This is a genomic window from Nonomuraea sp. NPDC050783, assembly GCF_040802095.1.
Lineage (GTDB): Bacteria > Actinomycetota > Actinomycetes > Streptosporangiales > Streptosporangiaceae > Nonomuraea.
On the sequence record NZ_JBFAHK010000002.1, the window covers coordinates 389,450 to 407,978 of the forward strand.

The 18,529-nt window shown below is 74.0% G+C and carries 18 protein-coding genes; 5 read left to right on the forward strand and 13 right to left on the reverse strand.

The window, feature by feature from the left end; genetic code table 11:
- The first annotated feature begins 13 nt into the window (after window positions 1–13).
- Both recO and AB0H75_RS06725 read left to right on the forward strand, forming a co-directional pair.
- Window positions 14–748, forward strand: coding sequence for a DNA repair protein RecO (gene recO, locus AB0H75_RS06720; protein ID WP_367791510.1), 735 nt, complete (start codon window positions 14–16; stop codon window positions 746–748).
- Window positions 691–1,518, forward strand: coding sequence for an isoprenyl transferase (locus AB0H75_RS06725; RefSeq protein ID WP_367791513.1), 828 nt, complete (start codon window positions 691–693; stop codon window positions 1,516–1,518). Before recO ends, AB0H75_RS06725 begins: the two co-directional genes overlap by 58 nt.
- Before the next feature lie 67 nt (window positions 1,519–1,585).
- On the opposite strand, the gene AB0H75_RS06730 is transcribed toward AB0H75_RS06725, so the two are convergent.
- The 4 genes from AB0H75_RS06730 to AB0H75_RS06745 form a co-directional block, all read right to left on the reverse strand.
- Window positions 1,586–2,251 carry a multiprotein-bridging factor 1 family protein gene (locus AB0H75_RS06730; RefSeq protein WP_367791516.1) on the reverse strand — a complete coding sequence of 222 codons (666 nt, stop codon included), beginning with the start codon at window positions 2,249–2,251 and terminating at the stop codon, window positions 1,586–1,588.
- 224 nt (window positions 2,252–2,475) lie between these two features.
- Entirely contained in the window at window positions 2,476–3,327 is an 852-nt protein-coding gene (locus AB0H75_RS06735; protein ID WP_367791519.1) for an LLM class flavin-dependent oxidoreductase, read from the reverse strand.
- 228 nt (window positions 3,328–3,555) lie between these two features.
- Window positions 3,556–4,293 carry a phosphotransferase gene (locus tag AB0H75_RS06740; RefSeq protein WP_367791522.1) on the reverse strand — a complete coding sequence of 246 codons (738 nt, stop codon included), beginning with the start codon at window positions 4,291–4,293 and terminating at the stop codon, window positions 3,556–3,558.
- 15 nt (window positions 4,294–4,308) lie between these two features.
- Entirely contained in the window at window positions 4,309–4,857 is a 549-nt protein-coding gene (locus AB0H75_RS06745) for a CGNR zinc finger domain-containing protein (RefSeq protein ID WP_367791525.1), read from the reverse strand.
- 71 nt (window positions 4,858–4,928) lie between these two features.
- Between AB0H75_RS06745 and AB0H75_RS06750 the strand changes: the two genes are divergently transcribed.
- Window positions 4,929–5,855: a DMT family transporter gene (locus AB0H75_RS06750; RefSeq protein WP_367791527.1), complete on the forward strand. Its 927-nt coding sequence runs from the start codon at window positions 4,929–4,931 to the stop codon at window positions 5,853–5,855.
- Here AB0H75_RS06750 and AB0H75_RS06755 read toward each other — a convergent pair.
- From AB0H75_RS06755 to AB0H75_RS06795, 9 genes are all read right to left on the reverse strand, one after another.
- On the reverse strand, window positions 5,789–6,184 hold the full coding sequence (locus AB0H75_RS06755) for a Fur family transcriptional regulator (RefSeq protein ID WP_367791529.1): 396 nt from the start codon (window positions 6,182–6,184) through the stop codon (window positions 5,789–5,791). The genes AB0H75_RS06750 and AB0H75_RS06755 overlap by 67 nt on opposite strands.
- Window positions 6,181–7,050, reverse strand: a complete 870-nt coding sequence (locus AB0H75_RS06760) for a metal ABC transporter permease (protein WP_367792375.1) — start codon at window positions 7,048–7,050, stop codon at window positions 6,181–6,183. The genes AB0H75_RS06755 and AB0H75_RS06760 overlap by 4 nt, the downstream gene beginning before the upstream one ends.
- Entirely contained in the window at window positions 7,050–7,829 is a 780-nt protein-coding gene (locus AB0H75_RS06765) for a metal ABC transporter ATP-binding protein (protein ID WP_367791532.1), read from the reverse strand. The genes AB0H75_RS06760 and AB0H75_RS06765 overlap by 1 nt, the downstream gene beginning before the upstream one ends.
- The gene (locus AB0H75_RS06770; protein ID WP_367791534.1) at window positions 7,829–8,752 is read right to left on the reverse strand and encodes a metal ABC transporter substrate-binding protein; all 924 of its coding nucleotides are present in this window, start codon (window positions 8,750–8,752) and stop codon (window positions 7,829–7,831) included. The genes AB0H75_RS06765 and AB0H75_RS06770 overlap by 1 nt, the downstream gene beginning before the upstream one ends.
- 143 nt (window positions 8,753–8,895) lie before the next feature.
- The gene (gene fdhD / locus AB0H75_RS06775; RefSeq protein ID WP_367791537.1) at window positions 8,896–9,771 is read right to left on the reverse strand and encodes a formate dehydrogenase accessory sulfurtransferase FdhD; all 876 of its coding nucleotides are present in this window, start codon (window positions 9,769–9,771) and stop codon (window positions 8,896–8,898) included.
- 11 nt (window positions 9,772–9,782) lie between these two features.
- Entirely contained in the window at window positions 9,783–10,625 is an 843-nt protein-coding gene (locus AB0H75_RS06780; RefSeq protein ID WP_367791540.1) for a 2Fe-2S iron-sulfur cluster-binding protein, read from the reverse strand.
- Window positions 10,622–12,520: an NAD(P)H-dependent oxidoreductase subunit E gene (locus tag AB0H75_RS06785; RefSeq protein ID WP_367791543.1), complete on the reverse strand. Its 1,899-nt coding sequence runs from the start codon at window positions 12,518–12,520 to the stop codon at window positions 10,622–10,624. The genes AB0H75_RS06780 and AB0H75_RS06785 overlap by 4 nt, the downstream gene beginning before the upstream one ends.
- A 3-nt stretch (window positions 12,521–12,523) precedes the next feature.
- Complete coding sequence (locus tag AB0H75_RS06790) at window positions 12,524–14,425, reverse strand: molybdopterin oxidoreductase family protein (protein ID WP_367791546.1); 1,902 nt, start codon at window positions 14,423–14,425, stop codon at window positions 12,524–12,526.
- A gap of 38 nt (window positions 14,426–14,463) precedes the next feature.
- Window positions 14,464–15,441, reverse strand: coding sequence for a 2-dehydropantoate 2-reductase (locus tag AB0H75_RS06795; protein WP_367791549.1), 978 nt, complete (start codon window positions 15,439–15,441; stop codon window positions 14,464–14,466).
- Between the two features lie 76 nt (window positions 15,442–15,517).
- Between AB0H75_RS06795 and AB0H75_RS06800 the strand changes: the two genes are divergently transcribed.
- Window positions 15,518–16,765 (forward strand): molybdopterin molybdotransferase MoeA, encoded by a 1,248-nt coding sequence (locus AB0H75_RS06800; protein WP_367791552.1) that lies wholly within the window; start codon window positions 15,518–15,520, stop codon window positions 16,763–16,765.
- 84 nt (window positions 16,766–16,849) lie between these two features.
- Window positions 16,850–18,520 carry a thiamine pyrophosphate-binding protein gene (locus tag AB0H75_RS06805; protein ID WP_367791556.1) on the forward strand — a complete coding sequence of 557 codons (1,671 nt, stop codon included), beginning with the start codon at window positions 16,850–16,852 and terminating at the stop codon, window positions 18,518–18,520.
- Window positions 18,521–18,529: the final 9 nt, after the last annotated feature.

Consider the following 18,529-nt stretch of genomic DNA (forward strand, 5'->3'; position numbering starts at 1 on the left):
GTAAGATGTGCGAGTGAGTCTCTACCGTGACGAAGGCGTGGTTCTGCGTACGCAGAAGCTCGGCGAGGCCGACCGCATCGTCACCGTCCTGGCCAAACGCACCGGCAAGATCCGCGCCGTGGCCAAAGGAGTGCGCAGGACCACCTCGCGCTTCGGCGCCAGGCTGGAGCCGTTCACCCACGTCGACCTGCAGCTGCACACCGGCCGCACGCTCGACGTCGTCACGCAGGCCGAGACCCTCAGGCCCTACGGCGAGACCCTCGCCGCCGACTACCCGCGCTACACCGCCGGCACCGCCATGCTGGAGACCGCCGACCGGCTGACGCACGGCGAGAAGGAGCCGGCCCTGCGGCAGTTCCTGCTGCTCGTGGGCGGGCTGCGCACCCTCGCCGACCGCGCGCACGAGCCCCGGCTGGTGCTCGACGCCTACTTCCTGCGCTCGCTGGCCGTGGCCGGCTACGCGCCCGCGCTGGAGGCGTGCGCCAAGTGCCAGGCCCCCGCGATCCGGGCCTTCGCCATCGTCGCCGGCGGCGTGGTGTGCGCGGCGTGCCGCCCGCCCGGGGCGGCCGTCCCCGCGGGGGAGACGATCGGGCTCATGACCGCGCTGCTGCGCGGCGACTGGGCCACGGCCGACGCCTCCGACCCGCGACACCGCAACGAATGCAGCGGCCTGGTCGCCGCATATCTGCAATGGCACCTCGAACACGGAATACGCTCTCTCCGACACGTCGAAAGGGAGCCAGCTTGAACGTCCGACCTCCGTCTCCGCACCCGTCCGGGGCGACGCCGCCGCCGATCCCGCGAGAGCTGGTGCCCCGGCACGTGGCCATCGTCATGGACGGAAACGGCCGCTGGGCCAAGGCACGCGGCCTGCCGCGCACCGAGGGGCACAAGGCGGGCGAGTCCTCGCTGTTCGACGTCATCGAAGGGGCGCTGGAGCTGGGCATCCCCTACCTCAGCGCCTACGCCTTCTCCACCGAGAACTGGAAGCGCTCGCCCGACGAGGTGCGCTTCCTCATGGGCTTCAACCGCGACGTCATCAGGCGGCGGCGCGACGAGCTCAACGCGATGGGCGTGCGCGTCCGCTGGGCGGGCCGGCCGGGGCGGCTGTGGAAGAGCGTGATCTCCGAGCTGCAGGCGGCCGAGGAGATGACGGTCCATAACCGCAAGCTGACGTTGCAGTTCTGCGTCAACTACGGCGGGCAGGCCGAGATCGTCGAGGCGGCGCTCAAGCTGGCCGAGGACATCGCGGCCGGCCGGGTCAAGCCCGGCAAGGTCGACGAGAAGGTCTTCGCCCGCTACCTCGACGAGCCGGAGATCCCCGCGGTCGACCTGTTCCTGCGCTCGTCCGGGGAGCAGCGCTTCTCCAACTTCCTGCTGTGGCAGTCGGCCTACGCCGAGATGGTCTTCCTCGACCGGCTCTGGCCCGACTTCGACCGGCGCGACCTGTGGGAGGCGTGCGAGACGTACGCCAAACGCGACCGCCGCTACGGCGGAGCCATCCCCAACCAGGTCTGACCGGCCGGGCCCCACCCGACACCCGCCCGCCGCGACGGCCGGGCCGCCGTTCCGGCGCGGGCCGCTGTCAGGCGATCTCCTCCGCCTCTCCGCAGCAGGGAACGCCTGCCGACCGGCAGGGGAACGGGCCGGGCGTCGTGGCGTCCCGGCAGGCGAAGAAGGCGATCCTCCGCCGGCGCACCACCGCCACCCACTCCGGCACCCCGCCACCGTCATCGGAAGACCAGGCCGGACCACCTGAGGCCGGAACCGGACCACAGGCCGGAACCGGGCTGCCGGGCGGAACCTGGCTGCCGCCCGAGGCCGGGCCGTCCGGGGCCGGGCCGTCCGGGGAGGCGGGGGCGCTGGGGGGAGGCGAGGCTTCTCCGGGAGGTGAGGTGCCGGATGACGGCGGGACGGCCGAGGGGGACGGGGTGGGGGAGCGGGGGAGGTCGTGGAAGGGACGGTGGTGGTGGCCGTCGGGGGAGGAGGGGGCGGTGCGGGCGGCGGTGGCCAGCAGGGCGCGTTCCGCCTCGTCCAGGCCCAGCGCCTCGCCCAGCAGCCGCACCGACACGCTGCGGGGCCGCGCCGCCGAGTCGCGTTCCAGCCGGCGGACGGTCCGTACGTTCAGCCCTGACCGCTCGGCCAGCTCCTCCTGCGTGAGCAGCGCCCGCTCCCGCCACCGCCGCACCAGCACGCCCAACGCCGAACGCCCGCCGTCCTGGTGACCGCCACGCGGGTCTTCTCTGCGCATGTCTCTCTCCTCCGTGCCGCGTCGGTAAGGGCCGGCCGTGCCGGGAAGGGCCGGGTCCGGGCAGGCCCGCCGCGTCCTGTCGCCGCGGGCTCACCTTCCCCACCTTCACGCGCCGGCCCGGCCCGCACATCCGCTGCCGGTCGGAGCCCGCCGTACGTCACCCGGGGTACCGGCGGGCGGACCGGTCGTACGCCTCCGCGCTCTCGCCCGCCGGGACCCGGCGCCTACGGGTGGACGACGTCGGCGAGGCGGTCCACCTGGCCGGGGTCCCGCCCGTAGCAGTAGAGCATGACCTCGTCCGCTCCCAGATCCGCGAAGCGGGCGATGGCGCCCCGGATGGCGTCCGGCGTGGTCAGCAACTGGGCGACCATCTGCTCGGCCCGCCCGGTGAACGCGTAATAGGCGCCCATCGCCGCCCGCGCGTCGGCCACCACGTCGTCGCCGCCGAGGGCGACGTTGACCTGCGCGACGATCCGCGGGGCGCCGTCGCGGCCGGCCTGCCGCCAGAAGCGGCGCACGGTGTCGATGAGCCCGCCGGCCCAGGACGGGGGAGCGGCGGCCAGGAACCCGTCGCCCCAGCGCGCCACCCGGGCCAGCGCGGCCGGCTGGAAGCCGCCGAACAGCACCTCGGGCCCGCCGTCGCGGGCGGGCAGCGGCCCGATGGGCCCGGCGCCGTCCCCGTAGGGCTCGCCGGACCACACCCGCCGCATGATCGCCATCTGCTCGTCGAGCCGCCGCCCGCGCGTACGCAGCTCGACCCCGGCGACCTGATGGTCGTCGGCGCGCCCGCCGACCCCGAGCCCGAGCACGAACCGCCCCCCGGACATGCGGTCCAGCGTGGCGGCCTGCTTGGCCAGCAGCACGGGCTCGCGCAGCGGCGCGAGCAGCACCTCCGTCTGCACCCGCACCCGCGTGGTGGCGCCGGCGACGGCGGCCAGCGCGACCAGCGGCTCGGGGTTGCCGTAGACGAGCCGGTCGAGCAGACCGAGCGTGGAGAAGGGCCCGGCGTCGGCGCGGCGGGCCCAGTCGAGCAGGGCCACCGGATCGCTGATGGGCAGGCCGAGACCGATGTTCATTCGTGAGACCTCCTGAGAAGGGCATGCGGAACCGATGCCGCCCCTCAGGGACCTCCGTCACGCCGGAGGCAGGGACTCCCGTTTCTGCGGCGCACTTCTGGGGAGCTCCCGATCAGAGTGCCGCCACCCTACCGCACCCCGGCGAACGTTCCTCCACCCGGGATCACCAGAGGGGATCGTCGAGGACGACGACCCGCGGGGCCGTGGTCATGGGGGTGCGCTCTCGGCTCACCGGCGGGATCTCAGGACGTCGAGCTCGGGCCACGGGTCGAAGCCGTGCTCGACCAGCCAGCGGACCGCCAGCAGGCTGCGCAACGACCACCACGCGCGGATCACGTCGAGATCGACGTCGGCCCCGTAGCCGGCGACGACGTCGTCCAGGTGCTCCTCGTGGCCGAGCGTCAGGGTGGCGAGGTCGAACAGGGCGTCGCCCCGGCCCGCCTCGGACCAGTCGAGCACGCCGGTGACCTCGTCGCCGGCGACGAACACGTGGGTGACCTGCAGGTCGCCGTGCGCGAACACCGGGGTCCACGGCCGGAGCGCGGCCTCGGCGACCCCGCGGTTGCGCGTGACCACGTCGGCGGGGAGGACGTCGTTCGCGACGAGCCACCGGCACTCGCCGTCGAGCAGCGGGACGGCCGCGTCGGGGCTCCGGCCGGGCCACGGCGGCGGCGGCGCGTCGTGCAGCGTCCGCGCGGCGGCGCCCGCCGCGGCCCACGCCGCCGGCGACGCCGGTGACGGCTCGCCGAGGCGGCCGAGCGCCCTGCCGGGGAGGGCGGCGAGCGCGAGCACGGGCGGCCTGCGCCACAGGACCCGCGGGGTCGGGACGGGCGCCATGCCCATCGCCTCGACCTCGGCGTCGGTACGGGCCTGATCGGCGTCGATCTTCAGGAACACGTCGCCGACGCGCAGGGTGGCGCGCTCGTGATGGGCGACGACGACCTCGACCCCTTCCTCATGGGCCATCGGCGGCGGGCGGGGTCAGGCCCGGCGGCGGGCGCGGTACGCGGCCACGTGCATGCGGTTGCCGCAGGTGCGGCTGTCGCAGTAGACGCGCGACCGGTTGCGGGACTCGTCCACGAAGACGTGCTCGCAGTCGGGGGCCGCGCAGGTGCGCAGGCGCTCGCCCTCGCCCTCCACCAGCAGGTGCGCCAGCGCCACCCCGCAGTCGGCGGCCACGTGCTCGGCCAGCGAGGCGTCGGCGGCGAAGTAGTGGACGTGCAGGGGGTGGCCGTCGTGCTCGGTCAGGCGCGGGGTGATGCGGGTCTCGGCGAGCAGGGCGTTCAGGGTGCGGACGGCCGTCGCCTGGTCGGGGGCGGTGAAGACGCGGTAGAAGGCCTCCCGGACCATGCGGACCTGGCTCAGGTCGCGGGCCGTGAGCTTGCCCACGCCGCTGACCTCGCGGGACTCCACGAACGCCTGGAGCTCGGCCAGACCGGCCAGTCCCTCCTCGCCTCCCGTCGAAGGGGAGGTGTTGACCAGCTCGACAACGGTGGCCAGAGAATGCACCATGTCATGGCCAAAGGGCATGTTGACTCCTGTCCACACCGGGTTCTAGCGTGGTCGCACTGTATCTCCTGCGAGCCTGTACGGGGGTCTCCGTGAGTGCACACCGCCGTATCGTGATCGTCGCGCTCGCCGGGGCTCTGGTCATCTCCACCTCCGCGCCGCTGGTGCGGCTGTCGGGCGTCTCGCCGGCGACCTCGGCGCTGTTCCGCTGCGCGTACGCCGTCCCGCCCGTGCTGCTGCTGGCCTGGCTGGAGCGGCGCAGGCTCGGCCCGATGCCGCGCCGGGCGGTGCTGCTGGCCTGGGCGGCCGGCCTGGCGTTCGCGCTCGACCTGCTGTTCTGGCACCACGCCATCGGGTACGTCGGCGCGGGCCTGGCCACGGTGCTGGGCAACCTCCAGGTGTTCATCGTGGCGTTCGCCGCCTGGGCGGTGTTCGGGGAGCGGCCCTCGGGGCGGCTGGTGGTGGCGACGCCGGTGGTGTTCGGCGGCGTGGTGCTGATCTCCGGGGTGTTCGGCAGCGCGGCGTACGGCAGCGATCCGGTCATGGGCGTGCTCGCCGGGGTGGCCACGTCCGTGTCGTACGCGGCGTTCCTGCTGCTCATGAAGGGCGGCTCGGACCACGCGGCCGGGCCGCTCGCGCACGCGACGGTGGTCGCCACCGTGGCGATCGCGGCGCTCGGCCCCGTGTTCGGCGGCGTGGACCTCGTGCCGGGCTGGCCGGCGCACGGCTGGCTGCTGCTGCTCGCGCTGGGGCCGCAGGTGCTGGGGTGGTCGCTCATCACGTTCACGCTGCCGCGGCAGCCGGCCGCGCTCACCGCGTTGTTGCTGCTCGTCCAGCCGCTGACCACGGTGGCGCTGTCGGCGGCGGTGCTCGGCGAGCGGCCCTCTCCGTGGCAGCTCGCCGGCTGCGCGGTGGTCGTGCTGGGCGTGTTGTACGGCTCCCGCCGCCCCCGTCAGCGGCCGCCGGCCGCGGCGGACGGGGAGCAGGACGCGCAGGTGCCGAAGACCTCGACCGTGTGAGTGATCTCGGTGAAGCCGTGCTCGCTGCCCACGGCCTCGGCCCAGCGCTCGACCGCCGGGCCGGCCACCTCGACGGTGCGCCCGCACTTGCGGCAGACCAGGTGATGGTGGTGGACGTCGCTGGCGCACGCCCGGTAGACGGACTCGCCGTCGTCGGTGCGCAACACGTCGACCTGGCCGTTGTCGGCCAGGGCCTGCAGCGCGCGGTAGACGGTGGTCAGGCCGATCTTGGCGCCGTGCAGGCGCATCTCCGCGTAGACGTCCTGCGCGCTGCGGAACCCCGCGCTCCTGCGGAGGATGTCGTGCACGGCGTCGCGTCTCGTCGTCATACGACCTCCTCGACGCGCATTGTTGGACCCACTCTCGACTCCTCGTCGCTCCGCCCTCGCCGTACGAATCTACCGACCACGAGGGCCAGGACGAAGCCGGCGAGAGCGATGAGCACGATCGCGGCGCCCGGCGGCACCTTGGCGGAGACGGTCGAGGCGAGCAGCCCGCCCACCGAGGCGAGCACCCCGAACACCATCGCCGAGGCCATCGTGGCCCGGAAGCCGCGCGTGAGCTGCTGGCTGGTGGCCACCGGGATCACCATCAGCGCGCTGACCAGCAGCAGCCCGACCACCCGCATGGCGATGACGACGGTCAGCGCGGCCGTGACCGCGATGAGCAGGCTGAGGAAGCGCACCGGCAGGCCGCTGGCGCGGGCCATCTCCTCGTCCTGGCAGAGCACGAACAGCTCCCTGCCGAAGACCAGCACCACGCCGATCACGGCCACGGCCAGCGCGGCGATGACCCAGATGTCGGCCGGCGTGACGCTGGCGATGGCGCCGAACAGGTAGGAGTTGAGCTTGGCGTTGCTGCCGCCCGGCGAGACGGCCATGAGCAGGACGCCGCCCGCGATGCCCCCGTAGAACAGCAGCGCCAGCGCCACGTCGCCGCTGGTGCGCCCGCGCGCCCTGACCAGCTCGATGGCCACGGCGCCGGCGACGGACACGATCACGGCGGTCAGCACCGGCGTCGTGCCGGTGAGGAAGCCCAGCGCCACGCCGGTCAGCGCCACGTGCCCGATGCCGTCGCCGAGCAGCGACAGGCGGCGCTGCACGATGAACGTGCCGACGGCGGGCGCGCACAGCCCGACCAGCAGCGCGGCGACGAGCGCGAGCTGGAAGAGCTGCTCCTGGAGCAGTTCGACGATCACAGTGGTTCTCCCTGCCAGCCGGTGAGCGGCCCGGCCACCGGCTCGGCGGCGTGCGGATGCTGGTGCTCGTGCCCGGGCCGCGCGCAGTCGCCCTCGGGGCGCGGCGGGCGGCCGTCGTGCGCGACCAGGCCGTCCCTGATGACGACGCCGCGCGTGACGACCGGCTCCAGCGGGCCCAGCTCGTGCGCGACCAGCACCACCGTCTTGCCGCCGAGCACCAGCTCGGCGAGGGTGTCGGCGAGCAGCCGCTGGGTGTCGGCGTCCACGCCGGCGGTGGGCTCGTCCATCACGTACGTGTCCGGCTCCCCGGCCAGCGCGCGGGCGATGAGCACCCGCTGCTGCTGGCCGCCCGACAGCGACTGGACCGGATCGCCCGCGCGGCCGGTCAGCCGGACGGCCTCCAGCGCCGCGGCCACGGCGGCCCGGTCGGCCGGGCTGGTGCGGCGCAGGCGGCGCTGGCGGGCGATGCGGCCGGAGGCCACGACCTCCCGCACGGTGGCGGGCACGCCGCCGCCGACCTGGAGGCGCTGCGGCACGTAGCCGATGCGCCACCAGTCGCTGAAGCGCGCCGGCGGGCGGCCGTAGATGAGGGTGCTGCCGCCGGACAGCGGCGTGAGCCCGAGCAGGGCGCGCACCAGCGTGGACTTGCCCGAGCCGTTGGCCCCCAGGAGGGCCACGACCTCCCCGGGACGGACGGTCAGGTCGATCCCGCGCAGGACCGGCCTGCCGTCGTAGGCGACCCGGCCGCCGGTCATCGCGAAGGCCGTCTCGCTCATCACGTACACCCCAGTGCTGTTTGAAGTGTTCTGAGGTTATCGCGCATGGCGGAGGCGTAGTCGCCCGAGGGCTTGCTTTCCAGCGGGTCGAGCACGGCCGTCCTGGCGCCGACCTCGTTCGCCAGCACCTCGGCCACCTTCGGGCTGACCAGGGCCTCGGTGAAGATCGTGGTCACGCCCTCGGCCTTGGCGAGCTTGGCCACCTCCGACAGGCGGGCGGGCGACGGCTCGGTCTCGGGGTCGAGGGTGATGCCGACCTGCTTGAGCTTGTAGCGGTCGGCCAGGTAACCGAACGCCTCGTGCGCGGTGACCAGCGTCCTGGACCTGCAGGTGGCCAGGCCCTTGGTGAACTCCTGGTCGAGCGCGGTCAGGGAGGCGGCCGTCCGGGCGGCGCGGTCCTGGTAAGCCTGGGCGTGCGCGGGGTCGGTGGCGGCCAGGCGCTCGCCCAGTCTGGTGGCGACGGTGGCCATGCGGGACGGGTCGAGCCAGAGGTGGGGGTCGTAGCCGACCTCCTCGTGGCCGTGCCCGTCGCCTTCCTCCTCCTCGTGCTCGCCGGCCGGGAGGGTGGTGACGGCGGTGGCGGCGTCGAAGCTCTTCTCCTGGTCGACGGCGTCGTCCACGGCCGGCTGGACGCCCTTGACGTAGACGGTGAGCGCCGCCTCGCGCAGGTCGCCGACCTGCTGGATGCCCAGCTCCAGATCGTGCGGCTCGACGCCGGGGGCGGTCAGGCCGGTCACCTGGACGTCGGACCCTCCGACCTGCTCGGTCAGCCACTGCAGCGGGTAGAACGCGGCGACCACCTCGGGCTTGCCGTCGGCGGCTTCGCCCGCCCCGGCCGGACCGGAACCGCAGGCTGTGACGCCGAGCAGGGTGGCGGCGGTCAGCAAACCGAACGCACCCAGCCGGGAAAATCCTGACATCATGTGAGTCAGTATGCGCCAAAATGAAAACGGTTGTCAAAATCCTCCCCGTGGTGAACAGACCCGTGGCCGGCGGCCCGCGGACGAGCAGGGGATGCCGGGGGCGCCCCGGGGGCGGAGAGCGGCGCCGCGCGGCATCCCGCTCATCACCCCGGGGAGCGCGGGCCGGCAGAGCCAGTGCCGGCGACGCTGGGGGTGACGCCAACGGTGGCGGCCAGGCGCCGCTCGCCGGTGTAGACGTTCATCGAGCTGCCGCGCAGGAACCCGATCAGGGTCAGCCCCTCCTCGGCGGCCAGCTCGGCCGCCAGCGAGGACGGCGCCGACACGGCGGCCAGCACCGGCACGCCGCCCATGACCGCCTTCTGCACCAGCTCGAACGACGCCCGCCCCGACACCATGAGCACGCATCCGCGCAGCGGCAGCCGTCCCTCGCGCAGCGCCCAGCCGAGCAGCTTGTCCACCGCGTTGTGCCGCCCCACGTCCTCCCGCACGCACAAGGGCTCCCCGCCGGCGGTGAACAGCCCGGCGGCGTGCAGGCCACCGGTCCTGTCGAAGACCCGCTGGGCCGCCCGCAGCCGGTCGGGCAGGCCCGCCACCGTGTCCGGCCGCAGCGTGACGGGGTCGCCGGCGGCGCTCCAGCGGGCCACGGTACGCACGGCCTCCAGCGACGCCTTGCCGCAGACGCCGCAGGAGGAGGTCGTGTAGAAGTTGCGCGGCTCGGGCGCCGGCACGCCGGGCGCGAGCCGGACGTCGAGCACGTTGTAGGTGTTGCGCCCGTCCGCCGTCGCGCCCGCGCAGTAGCGGATGGTCGCGATGTCCGCCGCCGAGCCCACGGCCCCCTCGCTGACCAGGAACCCGGCGGCCAGGTCGAAGTCGTCGCCCGGCGTGCGCATCGTCACGGTCAGCGGGACGCCGCCGAGCCGGATCTCCAGCGGCTCCTCGGCGGCCAGCGCGTCCACCGCCCGCAGCCGGGCCGCGTCCCTGACCCTCAGGATGCGGCGCTTGACGGTGACCCTAGACATGGGCGGTGCCGCTACACATAGCCGTACCCGAAGCGGCCCTTCACGCAGAGGTTGCCCTTCGTGACGGGGTTGTCGTGCGGCGAGGTCACCTTGACGATCCTGTTGTCCTGGACGTGCAGCGTGAGGTTGCAGCCCACGCCGCAGTAGCTGCACACGGTCGTGGTCTCGCTCTGCCGCGACTCGTCCCAGGTGCCCTCGGCCCGCATGTCGTACTCGGTCCTGAACGACAGCGCGCCCGTCGGGCAGACCTCGACGCAGTTGCCGCAGTAGACGCAGGCCGAGTCGGTCAGCGGGGCGTCGAACTCGGTGGAGATCGTCGCGTCGAAGCCCCGCCCGGCGACCGCGATGGCGAAGGTGTTCTGCCACTGCTCGCCGCAGGCGTCCACGCACTTGTAGCACAGGATGCACTTGGCGTAGTCGCGCACGTAGAGGTCGTTGTCCACCTTGGCGGGCTGCTCGACGGTGGCCGCGTCCTGGCCGAAGCGGGCCGGGTCGGCGCCGTACTCCGCCGTCCACTCGGCGGCGCGCGGCGTCGTGGACAGGTCCACGGACGAGCCGAGCAGCTCCAGCACGACCTTGCGGCTGTGCCGGGCGCGCTCGGTGCCGGTGCCGACCTTCATGCCCGCCTCGGCCTCGCGGGAGCAGGCCGGGGCGAGGGTGCGGGCGCCCTCGACCTCCACCACGCACACCCGGCAGGCGTTCTTGGGGGTGAGCGTGTCGCCGTGGCAGAGGGTCGGCACGTCCTTGCCCGCCGCCCGGCAGGCGTCCAGGATCGTGGCGCCCTCCGGCACGCGTACGGTCTCGCCGTCGATCTGGACGTCGATGAGCCGCCGGGGCGGCTGGAGCGGGATCATTCGAACACCCCCAGGCGGTCGATGGCCGATTCGACGGCGTTCCAAGCGGTCTGTCCCAGGCCGCAGATCGAGGCGTCGCGCATGGTCCGCCCGACCTCGCGCAGCAGCACCAGGTCCTCGCGGGAGACCCGCCGGGACAGCCGGTGCAGGGCCTCCTCCTGGCGGACGGTGCCCACCCGGCAGGGCACGCACTGGCCGCACGACTCGTCGCGGAAGAACTCCGCGATGCGCAGGAGCAGCCGTCTCAGGTCCGCCGTGTCGTCGAGGACGAGCACCACGCCGGAGCCGAGCGTCGCGCCGGCGTTCCTGGTGCCCTCGAAGGTGAGCGGGACGTCCAGGTCCGTGACGAACGCCCCGGCGGCCCCGCCGAGCAGCACCGCCCGGGTCGTGCCGGTCGGGCCGGCCAGCTCCAGCAGCTCGCGCAGGGTCGCGCCGAACGTCAGCTCGTACACGCCGGGCCGCCGCACCGCGCCGGAGACGCAGAACAGCTTGGGCTCGGCCGCCGCGTACGCCCGCGCCCCGCGCTCCAGGATCGGCAGCACGTTGACCAGCGTCTCGACGTTGTTGACCACGGTCGGCTTGCCGAACAGGCCCTTCTCCACGGGGAACGGCGGCTTGCTGCGCGGCTCGCCGCGGTGGCCCTCGATGGAGTTGAAGATCGCGGTCTCCTCGCCGCAGATGTACGCCCCCGCGCCCCGGCGCAGCTCGATGTCGAAGGCGAAGCCCCTGCCGAGGACGTCCGCGCCGAGCAGGCCCCGGGCGCGGGCGGTGGCGATGGCGTGGCGCAGCAGGGCGGCCGCCCTCGGGTACTCGCCCCGCAGGTAGAGGTAGCCCGTGGCGCAGCCGGTCGCGTACCCGGCCACGGTCATGGCCTCCACCAGCGCGTACGGGTCGTTCTCCATGAGCACCCGGTCCTTGAACGTGCCCGGCTCGCTCTCGTCGGCGTTGCACACCAGGTAGTGGGGATGGTCGGGCTGGCGGGCGGCGGCGTCCCACTTGCGGCCGGTGGGGAAGGCCGCGCCGCCCCGCCCGACCAGGCCGGACTCCAGCACCTCCCGGATCACCCCGGCAGGGCCCAGCTCGAAGGCCCGGCGCAGCGCGGTGTAGCCGCCGGTGGCGCGGTAGTCGTCCAGGCTGGCGGGGTCGGCCCGGCCGGCCCGCCGCAGCAGGATCAGGCCGTCCTGCCCGGCCTGCGGCACGGCGGCCACGGCGGGAGCGTCGCCCGGCACGTCCGGGCCCGCCGCGTCGAGACCCGCCGCGTCCAGGCCGGAGCCGCCGCCGAGGCGCGGCGCGCCGGGCATGGCGCCGGGGCGCGGCGCGCCGGGCACGGCGTCGGGACGTGGCGCGCCGGGCATCGCGTCGGCGGGGACGCGCGCCATCGCGTCGGGGTCGGCGGGGGCGTACACCTCGGCCCGCGGCGGGTGGCCCGCCTCCAGGGCGAGCGCGGCCGGCGCCCGCTCGCACAGGCCCAGGCAGGGGCTCTCCCGCCAGGTCGTGCCGGGCGGGCCCAGGCGCTCCTCGACCTGGTCGCGTACCCGCTGGGCGCCCCGGGCCTGGCAGGCCAGGTCGGTGCACACGTGCAGCACCCGCGGCGGGCGCGGCTCCAGCGAGAACAGCGAGTAGAACGTGGCCACCCCGTACGCCTCGGCCGGCGGCACGGTGAGCCGCCGGCAGACGTAGTCGAGCGCGCCCTCGCTGATCCAGCCCACCCGGTCGTTGACCGCGTGCAGCGCGGGCAGCAGCAGGTCCCGCCGGGGCTCGGCGCGGGCGGCGGAGCGCAGGTCGGCCTCGGTGCGCTCGCCGCCCTCCCAGGCGCTGGCGGGCGGCCCGAGCAGGGCGTCCACGGCCGCGCGCTCCTCCTCGGTGGGCCGGGCGTCCCGGAATCTGATGTCCATGCCTCACCCGGCCTTGACGAGCTTCTCGACGCGGACCGCGGCCGCCTTGAACTCCGCGGTGCCCGCGATCGGGCAGGTGGCCTCGATGGTCAGCGAGTTGACGTCCACCTCGTCAGGGAAGTGGAAGGTCATGAACACCAGGCCGGGCCGCAGCGCCGGGTCGATGAAGACCGGCGCGACGACCGAGCCGCGCCGCGAGGTGATGCGTACCTCCTCGCCGGCGGTCACGCCGAGCCGCTCGGCGTCCTCCGGGCACAGCTCGACCGTCTCGCCCCGCCGCAGCGGCGAGGCGAACCCGGACGACTGCACGCCGGTGTTGTAGGAGTCGAGGCGGCGGCCGGTGGTCAGCCGCAGCGGGTACTCCTCGTCCAGCAGGTCCACCGGCGGCGAGTGCCGCAGCACGGCGAACGGCGCGGGCGCGCCCCGCCTGGCCGGGTCGTCCTCCCAGAGCCGCCCGTGCAGGTACGGCGGCTCCAGCGAGTCCTCCGACGGGCACGGCCACTGGATGCCCTGCAGCTCGGCCAGTCGCCGGTAGCTCATGCCCCGGTGCTGCGGCGACAGGGCGCGCAGCTCGTCCCAGACCTCCTCGGCGCCGTCGTAGCGCCAGTCGTGGCCCAGGCGGCGGGCCAGCTCGCACATGATCCAGATGTCGTCGCGGGCCTCGCCCGGCGGTTCGAGGGCCCTGCGCACCCGCTGCACCCGACGCTCGCTGTTGGTGAACGTGCCGTCGGCCTCGCACCAGGCGGCGCTGGCCGGCAGCACGACGTCGGCCAGCTGCGCGGTCCTGGTGAGGAAGATGTCCTGCACCACGAGGTGGTCGAGCATGGACAGGCGCTTGACGCAGGCCAGGGAGTCGGCCTCGGACTGCACCGGGTTCTCGCCGATGAGGTAGCAGGTGGTGACCTCGCCCTCGGCCATGGCCTCCAGCATCTGGGTGAGGTTGAGGCCGTAGCGGGGCTGGATCCTGGCGCCCCACGCGCTCTCGAAGCGGGCCCGCGGCTCCGGGTCGAGGATGTCCTGGAAGCCGGGCAGGCGGTTGGGGATGGCGCCCATGTCGCCGCCGCCCTGCACGTTGTTCTGGCCGCGCAGCGGCGACAGGCCGGAGCCGTAGCGGCCGACGTGGCCGGTCAGCAGGGCCAGGTTGATCAGCGCCCGGACGTTGTCGGTGGCGTTGTGGTGCTCGGTGATGCCGAGCGTCCAGCAGAGCTGGGCGCGGTCGGCGCGGGCGTAGGCGTGCGCCAGCTCCCTGATCGCCGCGGCCGGCACGCCGGTGACCTGCTCGGCGGCGCCGAGCGTCCAGGGCTCCACGCACTCACGGAACTCCTCGAAGCCGATCGTGGCCCGCTCGATGAACGCCTCGTTGTGCAGCCCGGCGTGGATGATCTCGCGGGCGACGGCGTGGGCGAGCGGGATGTCGGTGCCCACGTTGAGCCCCAGCCACAGCTCGGCCCATCGGGCGGTGCCGGTGCGGCGTGGGTCCACCGCGAACATCCTGGCGCCCTTCCTGATGCCCTTCAGCACGTGCTGGAAGAAGATGGGATGGGCGTCGCGGGCCGCCGAGCCCCACATGACGATCACGTCGGTGTCCTCCACCTCCTGGTAGGAGGAGGTGCCGCCGCCGCTGCCGAAGACGGCGGAAAGCCCCGCCACGCTGGGGGCGTGGCAGGTGCGGTTGCAGGAGTCCACGTTGTTGGTGCCGATGACCACGCGGGTGAACTTCTGGCCGATGTAGTTCATCTCGTTGGTGGAACGGGCGCACGACAACATCGCGAAGCAGTCGGGCCCGTGCGCGGCGACGTTGCGGCGGAAGCCCTCGGCCGCGCGGTCCAGGGCCTCTTCCCAGGTGGCCTCGCGCAGCACGCCGTTCTCGCGCACCAGTGGACGGGTCAGGCGGTCATAGCTCATGATCCCTCCATTCTGTATACAGACTACGGTATTCCGAGCTAAACCGCACGGACGAGGTTCGCGTTCAGCAGGTCGCTCACCGCGTGGATCGCCCGCAGCGTCGGGACGTCGGCGCCGGTCAGGTCGGCCAGCTCGACCACGGCCGCGAGGAGCACGTCCAGCTCCAGCGGCTTGCCCTTCTCCAGGTCCTGGAGCGTGGAGGTCTTGTGCTCGCCCGCCTTCTCCGCGCCCTTCAGCCGGCGCTCGATGGAGACCCCCGGGTCGCAGCCCACGCGCCTGGCCACCTCGACGGTCTCCCGCATCATGGCCACCACCAGCTCCCGCGCGCCGTCGTGGCGGCAGATGCCGGCCATCGTGGCGCGGGCCAGCACGCTGATCGGGTTGAAGGCGATGTTGCCCATGAGCTTGATCCACACGTCGCGGCGCAGGTCGCGCTCCACGGGACACTTCAGGCCGCCCGCGACCGCGGCCGCGCTGAAGGCCCGGCACCGCTCGGTGAGCTCCCCGGTGGGCTCGCCGATGGAGAAGCGGGTGCCCTCCAGGTGGCGGACGACGCCAGGCCGCTCGATCTCGGTGGCCGCGTAGACGACGCAGCCGACGGCGCGGTGCAGGGGCAGTGCGGCCGTGACCGCGCCGCCCGGGTCGACGCTCTCGATACGGTAGCCCTCGTAGGGGCCCTTGAGCCCGTGGAAGTACCACCACGGGATGCCGTTCTGCGCGGCAATGAGGCTCGTGGCCGCGTGCAGCAGCGGCTCGATCATGGGGCCCGCCGAGGCGTAGCTGTTCGCCTTGAGACCCAGGAAGACGTGGTCCACCGGCCCGACCTCGGTGGGGTCGTCGGTGGCGTGGGGGTGGGCGGTGAAGTCGCCCCTGGGGGAGAGCACCCGCACACCGGCGCGGCGGATCGCCCGCAGGTGCTCGCCCCTGGCGATGAGGTGCACCTCGACTCCCGCCCGGTGGAGGGCGGCTCCCACGTACGCGCCGATGGCGCCGGCGCCAAGAACAGCGACCTTCATGCTGCGCGCTCCGTTCTCGCGTCGGATTGTGCATTCGGTATACAGTATGGAAAATCGCCGGTCAAGGAGCGTGCGGATGACCGTTGTACGGCATCATCCAGAGGTGGACGCGATGTCATGGGAGGCCGCGCGGCGCGTGGCGGCCGGGAGTGCGCGGCCGCTCGCGGCCGTGCCGGTGCCGCTGGCGGAGGCGCTGGGAGGCCGGCTGGCGGAGCCGTTGCGGGCCCTGGTGGCGGTGCCCGGCGCCGACGTCTCCGCGATGGACGGCTACGCGGTGGCGGGGGCCGGGCCCTGGCGGCTCGTCGGGCGGGTGCTGGCCGGGGAGGCCGGCCGCCCCGGTGAGCTACGGGCGGGGGAGGCGGTGGAGATCGCCACCGGCGCCCCGGTGCCTGCGGGCGCCGCCGCGGTGCTGCCCTACGAGCGCGCCGCGGCGGGCGCGGGGCGGGTGGACGGCCCCGCGGAGCCCGGCCGGCACATCCGGCGGCGCGGCGAGGACATCCCCGAGGGGGCCGTGGTGCTGGAGGCGGGCGCGGCGGTGACGCCGGTCGTGCTCGGCCTGGCCGCCGCCCTCGGCCACGACGACCTCCTGGTACGCCCCCGCCCCGCCGTCACGGTGCTGGTCACCGGGGACGAGGTGGTGCACAAGGGGCTGCCCGGCCCGGGCCGGGTCCGCGACGCCATCGGCCCCTTCCTGCCGGGCCTGGTGGAGTGGGCGGGCGGCCGGGTGGCCGACGTCCTGCACCTGCCGGACGGCCCGGCCCCGCTGCGCGCGGCCCTCGCCGTCCCGCCGGGGGAGGGGAGCGACGTGGTCGTGGTGTGCGGGGCCTCGTCGAAGGGGCCCGCCGACCACCTGCGGGCCGTGCTGGGCGGCCTCGGCGCCGACGTGCTCGTGGACGGGGTGGCCGTGCGCCCCGGCCACCCCCAGGCCCTGGCCCGCCTGCCGCGCGGCCCGCTCGTGGTCGGGCTGCCGGGCAACCCGTTCGCCGCCCTCGGCGCGGCGCTCACGCTGCTCGTCCCGATCCTGCGCGCGTCGGCGGGAACGCCGGTCGTGCCGGGCGCCGGCACGCTGCTGGGGCCGGTACCGGGTGCCGGCGCGCTGTCGGAACCGGTGCCGGGCGCCGGCACGCTGTCCGGGCCGGTGCGGGCGCATCCGCGCGACACCCGGCTGGTGCCCGTCCGGCGCTCGGCCGGCGCGGCCGTGCCCGTGGGCCACGACCGGCCGGGGTCGCTGTGGGGAGCGGCGCTGGCGGACGCCCTGGCGGTGGTCCCGCCGGGCTGGAGCGGCGGGCGGGTCGAGCTGATCGAGTTGCCACCCGGGGTCTAGACAGGGCGATCGGGACGGGGTAACCATTGCCCTCATACGGTATGCAGTATGCGGAAGACAGCGCATCCGAAGGGTGGCAAGGGAATGTCGGAAACGATCTCTGGCGGTCATCTCGTGGCCAAGGCGCTCAAGGCCGAGGGCGTGGACGTGATCTACACGCTCTGCGGCGGCCACATCATCGACATCTACGACGGCTGCGTCGATGAGGGCATCGAGGTCATCGACGTCCGCCACGAGCAGGTCGCCGCGCACGCCGCCGACGGACACGCCCGCATCACCGGAAAGCCCGGCTGCGCGGTGGTCACCGCGGGCCCCGGCACGACCGACGCGGTGACCGGCGTGGCCAACGCCTTCCGCGCGGAGAGCCCGATGTTGCTCATCGGCGGCCAGGGCGCGCTGAGCCAGCACAAGATGGGCTCGTTGCAGGACCTGCCGCACGTGGACCTGATGACCCCGATCACCAAGTTCGCCGCGACGGTGCCGAGCACCGAACGGGTGGCCGACATCGTGTCGATGGCCTTCCGCGAGTGCTACCACGGCGCGCCGGGGCCGTCGTTCCTGGAGATCCCCCGGGACGTGCTCGACGCGAAGGTGCCCGTGGAGAAGGCCCGCATCCCCAAGCCGGGCCACTACCGGGCCTCCACCCGCCAGCAGGGCGACCCCGAGGCCATCGAGCGGCTGGCCGACCTGCTGGCGCACGCCGACAAACCCTGCGTGCTGCTCGGCAGCCAGGTCTGGACCTGCCGCGCCACCGACGCGGCCATCGACTTCGTCCGGGCGCTCAACGTGCCCGCGTACATGAACGGCTCGGGCCGCGGCACGCTGCCGCCCGGCGACCCCCACCACTTCCAGCTCAGCCGCCGCTACGCCTTCACCGAGGCCGACCTCATCATCATCGTCGGCACCCCGTTCGACTTCCGCATGGGCTACGGCAAGCGCCTGTCGCCGTCGGCGACCGTCGTCCAGATCGACCTCGACTACCGCACGGTCGGCAAGAACCGCGACATCGACCTCGGCATCGTCGGCGACGCCGGCCTGATCCTGTCGGCCGCGGCCCAGGCCGCGAGCGGCCGGATCGGCGACGCCGCCGCCAGGCGCAAGGCGTGGCTGGACGAGCTGCGCGCGGTCGAGAACCAGGCCCACGACCAGCGCCTGCCCCGCCGGCACTCCGACGCCCGGCCGATCGACCCGTACCGGCTGGTGCACGAGATCAACGAGTTCCTCACCGAGGACACCATCTACATCGGCGACGGCGGCGACATCGTCACCTTCTCCGGCCAGGTCGTGCAGCCCAAGTCGCCCGGCCACTGGATGGACCCCGGCCCCCTCGGCACGCTCGGCGTCGGCATGGCCTTCGCGATGGCGGCCAAGCGGGCCCGGCCCGACAAGGAGGTGCTGTGCCTGTTCGGCGACGGCGCCTTCAGCCTCACCGGCTGGGACTTCGAGACGATGGTCCGCTTCGGCCTGCCGTTCATCGGGGTCGTCGGCAACAACTCCTCGATGAACCAGATCAGGTACGGCCAGGCCGCCAAGTACGGCGAGGAGCGCGCCCGCGTCGGCAACACCCTCGGCGACGTCCGCTACGGCGAGTTCGCCAGGCTGCTCGGCGGCCACGGCGAGGAGGTACGCGACCCGGCGGAGATCCGCCCCGCGCTGGAGCGGGCCCGCGAGTCGGGCAAGCCCTCGCTGATCAACGTCTGGGTCGATCCGGAGGTCTACGCCCCCGGAACCATGAACCAGACCATGTACAAGTGACGACGGACA

Coding starts and splice junctions, on each gene's coding strand:
- AB0H75_RS06725 (WP_367791513.1), top strand. CDS start 691: ATGGCACCTCGAACACGGAATACGCTCTCTCCGACACGTCGAAAGGGA.
- AB0H75_RS06730 (WP_367791516.1), bottom strand. CDS start 2,251: ATGCGCAGAGAAGACCCGCGTGGCGGTCACCAGGACGGCGGGCGTTCG.
- AB0H75_RS06735 (WP_367791519.1), bottom strand. CDS start 3,327: ATGAACATCGGTCTCGGCCTGCCCATCAGCGATCCGGTGGCCCTGCTC.
- AB0H75_RS06740 (WP_367791522.1), bottom strand. CDS start 4,293: ATGGCCCATGAGGAAGGGGTCGAGGTCGTCGTCGCCCATCACGAGCGC.
- AB0H75_RS06745 (WP_367791525.1), bottom strand. CDS start 4,857: ATGCCCTTTGGCCATGACATGGTGCATTCTCTGGCCACCGTTGTCGAG.
- AB0H75_RS06755 (WP_367791529.1), bottom strand. CDS start 6,184: ATGACGACGAGACGCGACGCCGTGCACGACATCCTCCGCAGGAGCGCG.
- AB0H75_RS06765 (WP_367791532.1), bottom strand. CDS start 7,829: ATGAGCGAGACGGCCTTCGCGATGACCGGCGGCCGGGTCGCCTACGAC.
- AB0H75_RS06770 (WP_367791534.1), bottom strand. CDS start 8,752: ATGATGTCAGGATTTTCCCGGCTGGGTGCGTTCGGTTTGCTGACCGCC.
- fdhD (WP_367791537.1), bottom strand. CDS start 9,771: ATGTCTAGGGTCACCGTCAAGCGCCGCATCCTGAGGGTCAGGGACGCG.
- AB0H75_RS06780 (WP_367791540.1), bottom strand. CDS start 10,625: ATGATCCCGCTCCAGCCGCCCCGGCGGCTCATCGACGTCCAGATCGAC.
- AB0H75_RS06785 (WP_367791543.1), bottom strand. CDS start 12,520: ATGGACATCAGATTCCGGGACGCCCGGCCCACCGAGGAGGAGCGCGCG.
- AB0H75_RS06790 (WP_367791546.1), bottom strand. CDS start 14,425: ATGAGCTATGACCGCCTGACCCGTCCACTGGTGCGCGAGAACGGCGTG.
- AB0H75_RS06795 (WP_367791549.1), bottom strand. CDS start 15,441: ATGAAGGTCGCTGTTCTTGGCGCCGGCGCCATCGGCGCGTACGTGGGA.
- AB0H75_RS06800 (WP_367791552.1), top strand. CDS start 15,518: ATGACCGTTGTACGGCATCATCCAGAGGTGGACGCGATGTCATGGGAG.
- AB0H75_RS06805 (WP_367791556.1), top strand. CDS start 16,850: ATGTCGGAAACGATCTCTGGCGGTCATCTCGTGGCCAAGGCGCTCAAG.